This window comes from Paraburkholderia sp. GAS42, from assembly GCF_050436565.1.
Lineage (GTDB): Bacteria > Pseudomonadota > Gammaproteobacteria > Burkholderiales > Burkholderiaceae > Paraburkholderia.
The window spans coordinates 108198-121636 of the sequence record NZ_JBNDML010000023.1 but is presented as its reverse complement, the minus strand read 5'-3'; the positions used below and the strand labels follow the sequence as shown (position 1 = coordinate 121636).

At 62.8% G+C, this 13439-nt stretch carries 14 protein-coding genes; 8 read left to right on the top strand and 6 right to left on the bottom strand.

Annotated features, from left to right (window positions below):
- Nucleotides 1-187 precede the first annotated feature (187 nt).
- Together P3T16_RS28315 and yaaA are read right to left on the bottom strand one after the other, a co-directional pair.
- Nucleotides 188-1354 carry a M14 family metallopeptidase gene (locus P3T16_RS28315; RefSeq protein ID WP_429344797.1) on the bottom strand — a complete coding sequence of 389 codons (1167 nt, stop codon included), beginning with the start codon at nucleotides 1352-1354 and terminating at the stop codon, nucleotides 188-190.
- Between the two features lie 62 nt (nucleotides 1355-1416).
- Nucleotides 1417-2199 carry a peroxide stress protein YaaA gene (yaaA, locus tag P3T16_RS28310; protein ID WP_429258024.1) on the bottom strand — a complete coding sequence of 261 codons (783 nt, stop codon included), beginning with the start codon at nucleotides 2197-2199 and terminating at the stop codon, nucleotides 1417-1419.
- Between the two features lie 57 nt (nucleotides 2200-2256).
- Here yaaA and P3T16_RS28305 point away from each other — a divergent pair, with 57 nt between their 5' ends.
- Complete coding sequence (locus P3T16_RS28305; protein WP_429344796.1) at nucleotides 2257-2772, top strand: putative toxin-antitoxin system toxin component, PIN family; 516 nt, start codon at nucleotides 2257-2259, stop codon at nucleotides 2770-2772.
- A 65-nt stretch (nucleotides 2773-2837) separates the two neighbouring features.
- A complete protein-coding gene (locus tag P3T16_RS28300; RefSeq protein WP_429344795.1) occupies nucleotides 2838-4010 on the top strand; it encodes a pyridoxal phosphate-dependent aminotransferase in 1173 nt (390 codons plus the stop codon).
- 109 nt (nucleotides 4011-4119) lie between these two features.
- Here the strand turns inward: P3T16_RS28300 and P3T16_RS28295 are convergent, their stop codons facing one another.
- The gene (locus P3T16_RS28295; protein ID WP_429344794.1) at nucleotides 4120-4770 is read right to left on the bottom strand and encodes a glutathione S-transferase family protein; all 651 of its coding nucleotides are present in this window, start codon (nucleotides 4768-4770) and stop codon (nucleotides 4120-4122) included.
- Nucleotides 4771-4915: 145 nt separating this feature from the next.
- Here P3T16_RS28295 and P3T16_RS28290 point away from each other — a divergent pair, with 145 nt between their 5' ends.
- The 6 genes from P3T16_RS28290 (at nucleotide 4916) to P3T16_RS28265 (ending at nucleotide 11277) form a co-directional block, all read left to right on the top strand.
- Nucleotides 4916-6490 (top strand): 3-hydroxyacyl-CoA dehydrogenase, encoded by a 1575-nt coding sequence (locus P3T16_RS28290; protein WP_429344793.1) that lies wholly within the window; start codon nucleotides 4916-4918, stop codon nucleotides 6488-6490.
- Nucleotides 6487-7275, top strand: a complete 789-nt coding sequence (locus P3T16_RS28285; protein WP_429344792.1) for an oxepin-CoA hydrolase, alternative type — start codon at nucleotides 6487-6489, stop codon at nucleotides 7273-7275. The genes P3T16_RS28290 and P3T16_RS28285 overlap by 4 nt, the downstream gene beginning before the upstream one ends.
- Nucleotides 7272-8003 carry a histidine phosphatase family protein gene (locus tag P3T16_RS28280; protein WP_429344791.1) on the top strand — a complete coding sequence of 244 codons (732 nt, stop codon included), beginning with the start codon at nucleotides 7272-7274 and terminating at the stop codon, nucleotides 8001-8003. Before P3T16_RS28285 ends, P3T16_RS28280 begins: the two co-directional genes overlap by 4 nt.
- 19 nt (nucleotides 8004-8022) lie before the next feature.
- Nucleotides 8023-9129, top strand: a complete 1107-nt coding sequence (locus P3T16_RS28275) for a phosphotransferase (protein WP_429344790.1) — start codon at nucleotides 8023-8025, stop codon at nucleotides 9127-9129.
- Between the two features lie 46 nt (nucleotides 9130-9175).
- Nucleotides 9176-10426, top strand: coding sequence for an acyl-CoA dehydrogenase family protein (locus tag P3T16_RS28270; protein ID WP_429258016.1), 1251 nt, complete (start codon nucleotides 9176-9178; stop codon nucleotides 10424-10426).
- Nucleotides 10427-10575: 149 nt separating this feature from the next.
- Nucleotides 10576-11277, top strand: coding sequence for a glutathione binding-like protein (locus tag P3T16_RS28265; RefSeq protein ID WP_429258015.1), 702 nt, complete (start codon nucleotides 10576-10578; stop codon nucleotides 11275-11277).
- A gap of 75 nt (nucleotides 11278-11352) precedes the next feature.
- Here the strand turns inward: P3T16_RS28265 and P3T16_RS28260 are convergent, their stop codons facing one another.
- The 3 genes from P3T16_RS28260 to P3T16_RS28250 are packed head-to-tail and all read right to left on the bottom strand — an operon-like array spanning nucleotide 11353 to nucleotide 13436.
- Nucleotides 11353-11820, bottom strand: a complete 468-nt coding sequence (locus tag P3T16_RS28260) for a MaoC family dehydratase (RefSeq protein WP_429344789.1) — start codon at nucleotides 11818-11820, stop codon at nucleotides 11353-11355.
- A complete protein-coding gene (locus tag P3T16_RS28255; RefSeq protein ID WP_429344788.1) occupies nucleotides 11817-12275 on the bottom strand; it encodes a MaoC family dehydratase in 459 nt (152 codons plus the stop codon). The genes P3T16_RS28260 and P3T16_RS28255 overlap by 4 nt, the downstream gene beginning before the upstream one ends.
- A 33-nt stretch (nucleotides 12276-12308) precedes the next feature.
- Nucleotides 12309-13436, bottom strand: a complete 1128-nt coding sequence (locus P3T16_RS28250) for an acyl-CoA dehydrogenase family protein (protein ID WP_429344787.1) — start codon at nucleotides 13434-13436, stop codon at nucleotides 12309-12311.
- Nucleotides 13437-13439 lie beyond the last annotated feature (3 nt).

The following is a 13439-nucleotide window of genomic DNA, read 5'->3' as shown; positions in this document are numbered from 1 at the left end:
CAACCCGCACAACCCGCACAACCCGCACAACCCGCACAACCCGCACAACCCGCACAACCCGCACAACCCGCACAACCCGCACAACCCGCACAACCCGCACAACCTCCACCGGCGCGACCGGGCCAACCTGACCCGCCGTGCCTCACCCCGCTACTCCCCGACTACAACGTCACCTCTCCCGTCGTCGTCAGGCAAACGTCTCGACGTGCCTCAAAATCGCGTTGAGCATCGCCGCGCCCAGCGAAGCGCTGCGCTCTCCATTCCAGCCCACGCGCTCATCGGGCAGGTTAGCATTGTCCTTGAACGGCATCTCCAGCGTCAGCGACAGGCAACCGAATTCATTGCCGATGTACTTCGACGCGAGCTTCAGCGCGTCCTGCCGGTACTTGCTCGACTCGTAGCCGTATTTGTCCTGGAAATCCGGACTGGCCTGTTTGAACGCTTCGATAAAGGCCTTCTGTTCCTCACCCTGCTTCTCCGTGAAACCCGGCAGCATCTCCGAGCCCGCGACAAACACGTACGGCAGCGCTTCGTCGCCGTGGATGTCGAAGAACAGGTCGCAGCCGGTCGCATGGATCGCATCGCGCACGAGCAGCACTTCGGGACTGCGTGCCGCGTCCGGCTCCATCCATTCGCGGTTCAGGTTCGCGCCCGCGGCATTCGTGCGCAGATTGCCGTGCGCGCTGCCATCCGGATTCATGTTCGGCACGATATGGAACACCGCGTGATCGTAGAGCCTGCGCGCGACCGGATCGCCCGCCCAGTCGCCCCACCCTGCCAGACGTTTCACCATGCCTTCGACGAACCACTCCGCCATCGTCTCGCCCGGATGCTGGCGCGCGATGATCCAGATTTTCTTCTTCGGCTTCGACGTGCCGTCTTCGGCCATATCGGGCGTGCCGAGCGTGAGCAGCGACATTGGCCGGCCTTCGACTGTCTTGCCCAGGTCCGTGAGCGTCGCGTGCGGCATCTGCTGGACCGCGCCGAGAAACTCGGAATGGCGCTCTTCGCCATACGGCTCGAAATACGCGTAGTGAATGCTGTCGAAGTCGGGCGTGTGGTCGATGGTCAGCACGCGGCCGTCGTACGAAGCCGGCACCCGAAACCAGTTCACACGGTCGTAGCTCGCCATCGCGTTATAGCCGCGCCAGCCTTCGGCGAATGCGCATTCGTGCGCGTTCTCGAAGGTCATCACGCAGCGCTCGCCCGCGGCACCCGATAGCCGGAAGTAGAACCATTGCGCGAACTCAGCGTGACTGTCGCGTCGCACGCGCAGGCGGATGTTGTCAGCCTGTTCGCAGGACACGACCTCGATTGCGCCTGCGTCGAAGTTGCTTGTGATCGAAATCGTCATGGTGTTGGCCTGCCTGTGGTACGTGAGGTACCTGGTGTATGTGGTGTGTGTGGGGTCGCGACTTACCCGGCGATGCGCCGGCGAAATACGTAAGTGGAATCATTCGAAGCATCGGGATCGAACGCGTAGCCTTCCGCGTCGAAGCCCTTCAACGCTTCGGGCGCGTCGAGGCGATTCTCCACCGCGTAACGCGCCATCAGGCCGCGCGCGCGTTTCGCGTGAAAACTGATGATCTTGTAGCGGCCGCCCTTCCAGTCCTCGAACACGGGGGTGATCACGGGCGCGTCGAGCAGCTTCGGCTTCACCGACCTGAAGTACTCGTTCGACGCGCAATTCACCAGGATCCGCGCCGCGTCCGCGTTCTTCTTCAGCTGGGCGTTCAGGGCCTGCGTGATGCGCTCGCCCCAGAATGCGTACAGATCCTTGCCACGCGCGTTCTCGAAGCGCGTGCCCATCTCCAGACGATACGGCTGCAAAAGATCCAGCGGACGCAGCAGCCCATACAGCCCCGACAGCACACGCACATGTTTCTGCGCATGGTCGAGATCGGCGGCGGACAGCGATTTCGCGTCGAAACCTTCATATACGTCGCCGTTGAACGCGAGCACGGCCTGCTTCGCATTACGTGTGTCGAATTTCGCGGACCAGTCGGCGTAACGCTGGAAGTTCAGATGTGCGAGCGGATCGGAGATGTCCATCAAGGTGGCGATCTGCTGCGGCGACAGACGCCGCAATCCGCCGATCAGTTCGGCGGCGTCATCGACAAAATCGGGGATCGTGTGTTTCTTGACGTGCGGGGGTGTTTCGTAGTCGAGCGATTTGGCCGGCGACAGAACGATTATCATAGAGGCTTACAGGCACGCCGTGCCTGACGGTCAAAGACGAAAGCACGATTGTAACGAATGCACGGTTCCGATGCCTCGCGCGGTGCGCGCCGCGATGTCCTCCAGGTGGTGCTCGATTCGAACGTATGGATCGATATCCTCGTGTTCGACGACCCCCATACCCGCCCGATCCGCGCGGCGCTTGAACATGGCGCGTTGACGGCGCTGATCGACGCTCGCTGCCTCGCCGAATTGACGTACGTGCTCGATTATCCGCAGTTCGCCCGGCGCGAGATCGACAAGGCCGCGGCGCTCGAAACGGTCGCGCGTCTGTCGCAGCCTGTCACGCCGCCCGCGCCCGCCGAAGACGCGCGGCCGCTGCCGAAATGCAAGGATCGCGACGACCAGAAGTTTCTCGAACTCGCGCACGCCGCACAGGCCGACTGGCTGGTGTCGAAGGATCGCGCGCTGCTCAAGATGGCGAAACGCATCGCGCGCGATTTCGGTTTCCAGATCGCGCAACCCGCGCCGTTCGTCGCCGCATGTCTCGCGACATCGGCTGAGACATCCACCGAAGCGGCTTCGGCCGCCTGATCAACGCAACGCCTCCTGTTCCCCGCAATCAAACCGAGACCCTCGCTCACGCTCCGGACAGCGCCATGAATTCACCGCACGACACGCCCACGACTCCGACCTTCCCGTCCCGTCTGCCGAACGTCGGCACGACGATCTTCACCGTGATGAGCGCGCTCGCCGCGCAGAAAGGCGCGGTGAACCTCGGCCAGGGCTTTCCGGATTTCAGTTGCGATCCGCGCATAGTGGATGCGGTGGCCGACGCGATGCGCGACGGTCACAACCAGTATCCGCCGATGGCCGGCCTCGCGCCGTTACGTCAGGCGATCTCGGACAAGATCGCGAATCTGTACGGCCGCCGCTACGACGCCGACAGCGAAATCACGGTAACTGCCGGCGCGACGCAGGCACTCTTGACCGCGATCCTGTGCACGGTCCACCCAGGCGACGAAGTGATCGTCGTCGAACCGACGTACGACAGCTATCTGCCGTCGATCGAACTGGCGGGCGGCAAGCCGGTGTTCGTCACGCTCGACGCGCCCGACTACGCGATTCCGTTCGATAAACTCGCCGCCGCGATCACGCCGAAAACCCGGCTGCTGCTGATCAACACGCCGCACAATCCGACGGGCACCGTGTGGCGCGCCGAGGACATGAAGAAGCTCGAAGAGATCGTGCGCGGCACCAACGTGCTGATCCTGTCGGACGAGGTCTACGAACACATGGTCTATGACGGCGCCCCGCACGAAAGCGTGGCGCGTTATCCGGAGCTGGCGCAGCGCAGCTTCGTCGTGTCGAGCTTTGGCAAGACGTATCACGTGACGGGCTGGAAGGTCGGCTATGTCGCCGCGCCCGCCGCGTTGACAACGGAATTCCGCAAGGTGCATCAGTTCAACGTGTTCACTGTGAACACGCCGATGCAGCTCGGCCTCGCGCACTACATGCAGGACCCGACGCCGTATCTCGAACTGCCCGCGTTCTATCAGAAGAAGCGCGACTTCTTCCGCGCGGGCCTCGCGAATTCACGCTTCAAGTTATTGCCCTGCGAAGGCACCTATTTCCAGTGCGTCGATTACTCGGCGATCAGCGATCTGCCCGAAGCCGATTTCGCGCAGTGGCTGACCGGCGAAATCGGCGTGGCGGCGATTCCCGTGTCGGCGTTCTATCACGAGTCGCACGAATCGGGCGTCGTGCGCTTCTGCTTCGCGAAGCAGGAAAGCACGCTCGCGACAGCCCTCGAACGGCTGGCGCGTCTCTGATCCGGCGCGCGCGACGATGCGAACGGAAATGTGCTCCTCATCGTCGCGCGCGTGTTTTACACCGACGCATCGCGCCTCGCGAGCGACCTCGCGTTCACGTCCACACCGATCACGCCTTTTTGCGCTGCGCCTCGACGTGGGCCTTGCGGTCAGCCGTCACGCGTTGCGCGGCCGGCCGTTCGTTGATCGCCTTCACATACGCTTTCCAGTCGATACCGGCGTCGAGCAGAAAGTCGCGGCCGTAGATCGCCTGCGTGGCCATGCCCACGAGCGGCAGATTGACGAAACCCGCCGCGTCGGCGACGCTGAATCGCTCGCCGTGCAGATACGGCGTGAACTTCGCGAGCCGTTTGAAGCCGCTGATATGATGGTTCAGCAGTTTTTCGACGCGCCCCCTGGTCGCGTCGGTGATCGTGCCGCCGAAGAACGCCTGCTTGTACAGATTGCGCGCAGTCAGTTCGAGATGCACGTCGACGAAGAAGATCATCTCGCGCTCTTTTGCGGCAATCCACGGATCAGCAGAGAAAATTGCCTTTTCCGGATAGCGCGCGGCCACATATTCGACGATCGCCTGCGACTCGCACAGATCGCCGTACTCGGTCTGGATAAACGGCACCTTGCCGAGCGGCGAATGCACGAGCAATGCTTCATCCTGGCTCGGCACCACCAGCACTTCCTCGAAAGGAATGTCGTGCTCGAGCAGAACGAATTTCACCTTATTGTAGTAGTTGGACAACGCGAAACCGCACAGCTTGATCATCAGGAGTCTCCTTCCGGCCTGTTCTGTCTGGTGATGGGACAACGCTTCGCGTGTGGCCGAAGATCGCGCTGTCCGTGTTAACCCATCATCTCAAAATTTGCACGATCGTGCTATTCTAAAAACTACCATGGAGTCGAGCCTTACCATGACCTCTCGTCAGTTCAGCATCGAAACGATCGGCGTCGTCGGCACAGGCGCAATGGGTCGCGGCATCGCACAGATCGCGGCGCTCTCGGGCATCAACGTGCGTCTCTTCGACACGAATCCGGAAGCCGTCGGCGCGGCGCGCGACTACCTTGCCGACACGTTCGCAAAACTCACCGCTAAAGGCAAGCTTGAACCGGCCCGAGCTCACGCGGCGCTCGCATGCGTGACCGGCGCGGCGGCGATCGCAGACCTTGCGGGTTGCGACCTCGTCGTCGAGGCGATCGTCGAAAAGCTCGACGTCAAACGCACCCTCTTTCGTGAACTCGAAACCGTCGTCGGCGGGAATTGCGTGCTGGCGTCGAACACGTCGTCACTGTCGATCACGTCGATTGCGGCAGGCTGCCAGGATCCGTCGCGTGTTGTCGGCTATCACTTCTTCAATCCGGTGCCGCTGATGAAGGTCGTCGAAGTGATCGATGGCCTGCGCAGCGATCCGGCCGCCGGCGATGCGCTGATGGATCTGGCGCGCCGCATGGGCCACACGCCGGTGCGCGCGAAGGACATGCCGGGCTTCATCGTCAATCACGCCGGCCGCGGGATGAATACCGAAGGCCTGCGCGTGGCGGGTGAAGGCGTCGCGAGTTTTGTCGATATCGACCGGATCATGCGCGAGCAGGCGGGCTTCCGCCTCGGACCCTTCGAGCTGCTCGACCTGACGGCGCTCGACGTGTCGCATCCGGTGATGGAGTCGATCTATCACCAGTTCTATGAAGAACCGCGCTTCACGCCGTCACCGATTACCGGCACGCGGCTCGCGGGCGGATTGATCGGACGCAAGACCGGCGAAGGGTTTTATCAATATGTAGACGGCAAGCAGCAGGTCGAAGCCGAAGCTGCGGCGCCGACGGAATTGCCGAAACGCGTGTGGGTCAGCCGACGCTATCCGGAAGCGCGCGAAGCCGTGCTGCAGATCGTCGCTGAAAGCGGCGTCGCCCTCGACGAAGGCGCAACGCCCGCAGCAGATTCGCTGATCGTCGTCACGCCTTTTGGCCACGATGCGACCACGGCCGCCGTCGACGAGAATCTCGATGCAAGCCGCGTCGTCGCTATCGATGCGCTGTTCCCGCTGGCCGGCGCACAACGCCGCACGCTGATGACAACGCCCGCGACCACGCGCGCCTCGCGCGACGCCGGTCACGCGCTCTTCGCATCCGGCAACGTACCCGTCACCGTGATCCGCGATTCGACCGGCTTCGTCGCGCAACGCGTGGTCGCGACCATCGTCAACATCGGTTGCGATATCGCGCAGAAACAGATCGCGTCGCCGCTCGATATCGACCTGGCCGTCACGCTCGGCCTCGGTTATCCGCGTGGACCGCTCGCACTCGGCGACGCGCTCGGCGCGAAGACGATTCTCACGATCCTGCGCAATATCTTCAGCGTGCTGGAAGATCCGCGTTACCGTCCGTCGCCGTGGCTCGCGCGACGCGCACAACTCGGCCTTTCGCTGACGCAAACCGACGCGGCCGAGGCAAACGCCAATGCCGACACCCATGCAAAGGACCCGCGATGAGCGCCGAACTTCTCACCTCTCGCCCGGCCGAAAGCGAATCGACGCTTGTCCTCACGCTGTCGAATCCAGGCGCACGCAACGCGCTGCATCCGGACATGTACGCGGCCGGCATCGAAGCGATCGACACGGCCGAGCGCGACCCGTCGATCCGCGCAATCGTGCTGACCGGCGCGGACCAGTTCTTCTGCGCGGGCGGCAACCTGAACCGGCTGCTCGAAAATCGCGCGAAAGACCCTTCGGTGCAGGCGCAAAACATCGATTTGCTTGGCGAATGGATCGCCGCATTGCGTTCATCGACGAAACCGGTGATCGCAGCCGTCGAAGGCGCGGCGGCCGGCGCGGGGTTTTCGCTCGCGCTCGCCTGTGACCTGATCGTCGCCGCCGATGACGCGAAGTTCGTGATGTCGTATGCGCGCGTTGGCCTGACGCCGGACGGCGGCGGCTCGTGGTTTCTCGCGCAGGCATTGCCGCGCCAGCTCGCGGCCGAAGTGCTGTTCGAAGGCAAGCCGGTCGTCGCAACGCGTCTGCACGAACTGGGTGTGGTGAACAAGCTGGCAAAAGCAGGCGCTGTACGCGATACAGCGCTCGCGTGGGCCGACGATCTTGGCAAGATTTCTCCCTATTCGATTACACGCATCAAATCGCTGATCGGTGCAGCGGGCACGCAACCGCTCTCCGATCATCTCGCCGCCGAACGCGACAGCTTCGTCTCCGCGCTGCATCAGGGCGACGCACTCGAAGGCATCACCGCGTTCCTCGAAAAACGCACACCAGTCTACAAATGAGCGAACCGCACAACGTCACCTTTGAGTTGCCGAAGCGTCGCCGAATCTATCTGATGCGACATGGCGATGTCACATACTTCGATGCCTCCGGTCGCGCGATCGATCCGGAAACCGTGCCGCTCAACGAGAATGGTCGCGAACAGGCGAGCGCTGCGGGCCGCGTGTTCGCGCAGGAGCAGGTTCGCTTCGATCGGGTGATCGTAAGCGGCCTGCCGCGCACAGTCGAAACCGCGCAGCGCGTGCTCGCCGAAACCGGTCAGCAGATCGAGCTCGAAATCGAGCCCGCGTTGCAGGAAATTCGCGGCGGGCGGCTCGGCAGCATTCCCGCTGAAGATCTCGAAGCAGCGTTTCTGAACGCGTTCGATGGCATCGTCTCCGAAGACACGCATTTTCTTGGCGGCGAAACGATCGGCGAACTGTTCGACCGCGTGCTGCCGGCGCTCGCGGCGTTGCGCGACGACACGTCGTGGGACACCGTCCTCCTCGTGCTGCATGGCGGCGTGAACCGCGCCATTCTCTCGCACGCGATCACGGCGGGCGGCCGCACGTTCTTCGGCCATCTGGCGCAGGCGACCGGCTGCATCAATGCGCTCGATGTCGGCGCCGCGCCGCGCGACTGGGTGCTGCGCGCGATCAACTATTCGCCGCCCTCGCCGCTCCATCGCGACGTGCGGAACACGACGATGGAACTGCTCTACGCACAATTCATTCAATACAAGCGTAGCTGAACCCGATCTGGAGGAGACAATGGTGCAAGCCGGCCCCGCAGGAGAATCGGAACACACGCCGGACTACTCGGCATTCGAAGGCACACGGCCCGTCGCTGACCAACAGCGCTTCGACGCCGGGGCACTTGGCGCGTGGCTTGCGCAACATGTCGAAGGCTTCGCAGGGCCGCTCACCGTCGAGCAGTTTGCCGGCGGCCAGTCCAATCCCACCTTCAAACTCGTCACGCCCTCCCGCTCGTATGTGATGCGCGCGAAGCCTGCGCCCGCGGCAAAACTGTTGCCGTCGGCGCATGCGGTGGAACGCGAATATCGCGTGATGCACGCGCTCGCCGACACCGACGTGCCAGTCGCGAAAATGCTCGCGCTCTGCGAAGACGAAAGCGTGACGGGACGCGCGTTCTACGTGATGGAATTCGTCCAGGGGCGCGTGCTGTGGGACCCGTCGCTGCCCGGCATGACGCCCGACGAGCGCCGGGCGATCTACGACGAAATGAATCGCGTGATCGCCGCTTTGCATCGTGTCGATCCCGCAGCGGCTGGACTCGCCGGTTACGGCAAGCCGGGCAATTACTTCGCGCGACAGATCGGCCGCTGGAGCAAGCAGTACGTCGCGTCCGAAACCGAACCGATCGACGCGATGAATCGCCTCATCGAATGGCTGCCGCTGCATATGCCCGCTGAAACGGGTGAGCGTGCGTCGGTCGTGCATGGCGATTACCGGCTCGACAACCTCATCTTTCATCCGCACGAGCCGCGAGTGCTTGCTGTGCTCGACTGGGAACTGTCGACGCTCGGCGATCCGCTCGCCGATTTCGCGTATCACTGCATGGCGTGGCACGTCGATCCCACACAGTTTCGCGGTATCGCGGGCCTCGACTGGGCCGCGCTCGGCATTCCGGACGAAGCGCACTACGTCGCGCGTTATTGCGCGCGCACCGGCTTCGAAATCCAGGGCGACTGGAACTTCTATCTGGCGTACAACATGTTCCGCATCGCGGCGATCCTGCAGGGGATCATGAAGCGCGTCGTCGATGGCACCGCCGCGAGCGCGCAGGCAATTGATGCCGGTCGTCGTGCGAAGCCGATGGCGGAACTCGCGTGGCGCTACGCGCAAAAGGTCCGCTAAGGCGCTGCAGCCCCGAACAACTGCTTATCTACCCGCGAGGTCATACATGAATTTCGATTACACCCCGAAGGTTCAGGCGCTGCGCGAGAAGTTGCTCGCCTTCTTCGACGAACACATCTATCCGAATGAGCGCGCGTTTGCCGAAGAGATTGCGCAGAACCGCCAGAACGGCAATGCCTGGATTCCGACTGAGCTGATCGAAAGTCTCAAGCAGAAAGCGCGCGATGCGGGCCTGTGGAATCTGTTCCTGCCGGACTCGGCGCGCGGAGCGGGTCTGACGAATCTGGAATACGCGCCGCTCTGCGAGATCATGGGACGCGTGCCCTGGGCGCCGGAAGTGTTCAACTGCAACGCGCCCGATACCGGCAACATGGAAACCATCGAGCGCTACGGCAGCGAGGAAAACAAACGCGAATGGCTTGAGCCGCTGCTGCAGGGCCATATCCGTTCGGCGTTCCTGATGACGGAGCCGGCGGTAGCATCGTCGGATGCGACGAACATCCAGACCAGCATCGTGCGTGATGGCGACGACTACATTATCAATGGGCGCAAGTGGTGGTCGTCGGGTGCGGGCGATCCGCGCTGCAAGGTTTATATCGTGATGGGCAAGACCGATCCCGAAGCGCCGCGTCATCAGCAGCAGTCGATGATCCTGGTTCCCTCCGACGCGAGCGGCATTACCGTGCATCGTCCGCTGACGGTATTCGGCTATGACGACGCGCCGCACGGTCACATGGAAATCACGCTGGAAAACGTGCGCGTGCCGGCGTCGAACCTGCTGCTGGGCGAAGGTCGCGGCTTCGAGATCGCTCAAGGCCGGCTTGGGCCGGGACGCATTCACCACTGCATGCGGCTGATCGGTCTTGCGGAACGTGCGCTCGAACTGATGTCGAAGCGTTCGCTGCAACGCGTTGCGTTCGGCAAACCTGTCGCGGCGCAAGGCGTGACGCTGGAGCGTATCGCCGAAGCACGCTGCATGATCGAACAGGCGCGTCTCCTCACGCTGAAGACGGCATACATGATGGACACCGTCGGCAACAAGGGCGCACGCGGCGAGATCGCGATGATCAAGGTCGTCGCGCCGAACATGGCGTGTCAGGTGATCGACTGGGCCATGCAGGCGCACGGCGCGGCCGGCATGAGTGACGATTTCCCGCTCGCCTATGCGTACACGTCGGCGCGCACGCTGCGTTTCGCTGACGGTCCCGATGAAGTGCATCGCAACGCGATCGCGAAACTCGAACTGTCGCGCCATGCGGAAACATCGAGCGACGTGGCTGCAACGAAACATTCGTGACTACAGTGTGATTCACGCGATGCAGCGGCGTGGCCTGAGCCACGCCCTGCATCAACATTCGATCTGTGCTCTAATTTTCGCCTGCCTCAATGTTGCGGCGTCGCAAGTTGCATCGCGCGGCGCTGCGCTCATGAAAACCAGGAGTCACGATGATCGATGTCTACAGCTGGGCGACCCCGAACGGCCACAAGATCCACATCATGCTGGAGGAAACCGGCCTCCCGTACACGGTGCACCCGATCAACATCGGCGCCGGCGACCAGTTCACGCCCGAATTCCTCGCGATCAGTCCGAACAACAAGATTCCCGCGATGGTGGATCCCGACGGTCCAAAGTCCGCTGACGGCAAGCCGTTTTCGCTATTCGAATCCGGCGCGATCCTGATTTATCTGGCCGAGAAGACCGGCAAGTTCCTGCCGACGGACCCGGCCACCCGCTACACGACGCTGCAATGGCTGATGTTCCAGATGGGCGGCATTGGCCCGATGCTCGGCCAGGCGCACCACTTTCGCCTCTACGCGCCGGAGACGATCGAATACGCGATCAACCGCTATACGAATGAGACGCGGCGTCTGTACGGCGTGATGGATACACAGCTCGGCAAGACGGCTTATCTGGCGGGCAACGACTATACGATCGCGGACATCGCATCGTTCCCGTGGACGCGCTCATGGAAAAACCAGGGCGTCGAACTCGACGACTTCCCGAATGTGAAACGCTGGCACGAAGAAATCGCCGCGCGTCCGGCGGTGATGCGTGGCGTGGAAGTGCTGGCGTCGGCGCGAAAGGAACTGACCGACGACAAGGCGCGCGAGATACTGTTCGGCGCGACGCAATACGCGAAGCATTGAGTGCCGGCAATGAAAAACGCGGTTGCCTGTGTGGGACAACCGCGTTTTGCTTTCGGTAGCTTTAAGGCGCTGAAGCTAGAAATAATGCCGCGTGATGAACTCGGCGACGCAAACGGGCCGTTCGCTGCCCTGCTTTTCAAGCGTCACACTCCAGATGACCTGAACACCGTTGTCATCGACATCCGTCACGCTGGCCACCAGGAAGTTCGCGCGCACTTTCGAGCCAACCACCACCGGTGACGTAAAGCGCACGCGATTGAGCCCATAGTTGACGCCCATGCGCTGCTTCAACGAGACGGTCTTTTCAAGCAGCGCGGGAATCAGCGACAGCGTCATAAACCCGCGTGCGATCGGTCCGCCAAACGGCGACTCACGCTTCGCCCGCTCGGGATCGACGTGAATCCACTGATGATCGCCGGTCGCAGCCGCAAAACGGTCCACGCTCGCCTGATCGATTTCGACCCAGTCGCTGACCAGCGCGTCGCTGCCGGCAAGCGAACGCAGCGCATCGGCATCCGCGGCTGTGACGTCATCGGGCGTCATGACGCGCTACCCGGATTCCGCAGACCGAAGAGCCCTTTCGAGCGCACCGTGATGACTGTCTCGCCGTGCTGGTTGACGCCTTCCCATTGCGTCGAAACGATCCCACGATCCGGCTTGCTCGCCGACACGCGCCGGTCGAGGATGGTGTTCGTCATGCGGATCGTATCGCCGACATACACCGGCCTGATCCAGCGAATGTCGTCGATTCCGGGCGAACCCATCGATGTCGAACCCGCAAATGCGTTACGCACGAGCAGACCCATCATCACCGAACAGGTGTGCCAGCCGCTTGCGATCAACCTGCCGTACGGCGAAGCAGCCGCGCCTTCGTCGCTGACGTGAAATGGTTGCGGATCGAATTGCTCAGCGAACCTGACGATCTCGTCACGCGTGAACGTGTGTTCACCGATTTCGAAGGTCCTGCCTACCTCCATGTCTTCGAAACTCAAACCCATGCTGGCACTCCGTTCGGTTAGATCAGCGTTCGATCATACTTCGGCGACGGCAAAACCGGGCAGCGCGGCGAAGCGTTCGAGATGGTGATCGACGTCGCCGAGCGTGGTTTCGATGATCGCGAGACGCTTGAACAGATGCGCCGCCGCGACTTCGTTGGTCACGCCCATGCCGCCGTGCAGTTGAACCGCCTGCTGCCCGACAAAACGCGCGGCCTGCCCGACGCGAACCTTCGCCGCGGACACCGCGCGACGACGCTCGTCGACATCTTCGCTCGCGTAGCGGACTGCGGCGAGATACGCGACCGAGCGCGCCTGTTCTGCGTGGATCAGCATCTCGACCATGCGATGTTGCAACGCCTGGAAGCGCGCGATCGGCACGCCGAACTGCTGACGCTGCTTCGTGTATTCGGCGGTGGCGTGATTCAGCGCGTCGAGCGCACCAACGGCTTCCGCGCAGAGCAGCACGATGCCGTAATCGGCGATACGCTCGAGCGTCGCGGCACCCGCATGCGCGCCGGCCAGACGTCGCGCCGGTGTCGCTTCGAACGACAGCGTCGCGGCGCGTTGACCGTCGATCGTACGGTAGTCGGTGACCTTTACGTTCTGTGCGTTGCGATCGATCACAAACAGCGCGATCTCGCCGTCCAGTCGTGCGGGCACGATCCAGTGATCCGCCTGCGCGCCGTGCTGCACGACTGATTTTTTACCCGTTAGCGCGTAGCCATCGCCCTGCTTCGTCGCGGTCGTCTCCACGGCGAAAATGTCGTAGCGCGCATCCGGCTCATGAAATGCGACCGCGAGCTTGATCTCGCCCGCTGCGGCGCGTTCGAGCAGTTGAGCATCGTCGCCTTGCCCGCTGCCTGCGAGGCGCACTGCCTCGATGCCCACGGCCGTCGCCCAGTACGGCTCGACGACCAGCGCCCGACCCAGTTCCTGCATGACCACGAGCATGTCGACCGTGCCGCCGTCGAAGCCGCCCTGCGCTTCCGGCACCGGCAGCGCCGTCAGGCCGAGTTCGGTGAAAGCGGACCAGTGCGCGTCCGACACACCGGCTTCCGTATGCACGATCGACTGACGTGCCTCGAAGCCGTAGTTCTTGTCCAGATAGCGGCGCAGTGCGTCGGCGAATTGCTGTTGTTCGTCGTTGAAAGTGAAGTCCATGCG

Excerpts from the sequence above, each read along its gene's own strand:
- P3T16_RS28315 (WP_429344797.1), bottom strand. The coding sequence starts at position 1,354 with ATGACGATTTCGATCACAAGCAACTTCGACGCAGGCGCAATCGAGGTC.
- yaaA (WP_429258024.1), bottom strand. The coding sequence starts at position 2,199 with ATGATAATCGTTCTGTCGCCGGCCAAATCGCTCGACTACGAAACACCC.
- P3T16_RS28305 (WP_429344796.1), top strand. The coding sequence starts at position 2,257 with ATGCACGGTTCCGATGCCTCGCGCGGTGCGCGCCGCGATGTCCTCCAG.
- P3T16_RS28300 (WP_429344795.1), top strand. The coding sequence starts at position 2,838 with ATGAATTCACCGCACGACACGCCCACGACTCCGACCTTCCCGTCCCGT.
- P3T16_RS28295 (WP_429344794.1), bottom strand. The coding sequence starts at position 4,770 with ATGATCAAGCTGTGCGGTTTCGCGTTGTCCAACTACTACAATAAGGTG.
- P3T16_RS28290 (WP_429344793.1), top strand. The coding sequence starts at position 4,916 with ATGACCTCTCGTCAGTTCAGCATCGAAACGATCGGCGTCGTCGGCACA.
- P3T16_RS28285 (WP_429344792.1), top strand. The coding sequence starts at position 6,487 with ATGAGCGCCGAACTTCTCACCTCTCGCCCGGCCGAAAGCGAATCGACG.
- P3T16_RS28280 (WP_429344791.1), top strand. The coding sequence starts at position 7,272 with ATGAGCGAACCGCACAACGTCACCTTTGAGTTGCCGAAGCGTCGCCGA.
- P3T16_RS28275 (WP_429344790.1), top strand. The coding sequence starts at position 8,023 with ATGGTGCAAGCCGGCCCCGCAGGAGAATCGGAACACACGCCGGACTAC.
- P3T16_RS28270 (WP_429258016.1), top strand. The coding sequence starts at position 9,176 with ATGAATTTCGATTACACCCCGAAGGTTCAGGCGCTGCGCGAGAAGTTG.
- P3T16_RS28265 (WP_429258015.1), top strand. The coding sequence starts at position 10,576 with ATGATCGATGTCTACAGCTGGGCGACCCCGAACGGCCACAAGATCCAC.
- P3T16_RS28260 (WP_429344789.1), bottom strand. The coding sequence starts at position 11,820 with ATGACGCCCGATGACGTCACAGCCGCGGATGCCGATGCGCTGCGTTCG.
- P3T16_RS28255 (WP_429344788.1), bottom strand. The coding sequence starts at position 12,275 with ATGGGTTTGAGTTTCGAAGACATGGAGGTAGGCAGGACCTTCGAAATC.
- P3T16_RS28250 (WP_429344787.1), bottom strand. The coding sequence starts at position 13,436 with ATGGACTTCACTTTCAACGACGAACAACAGCAATTCGCCGACGCACTG.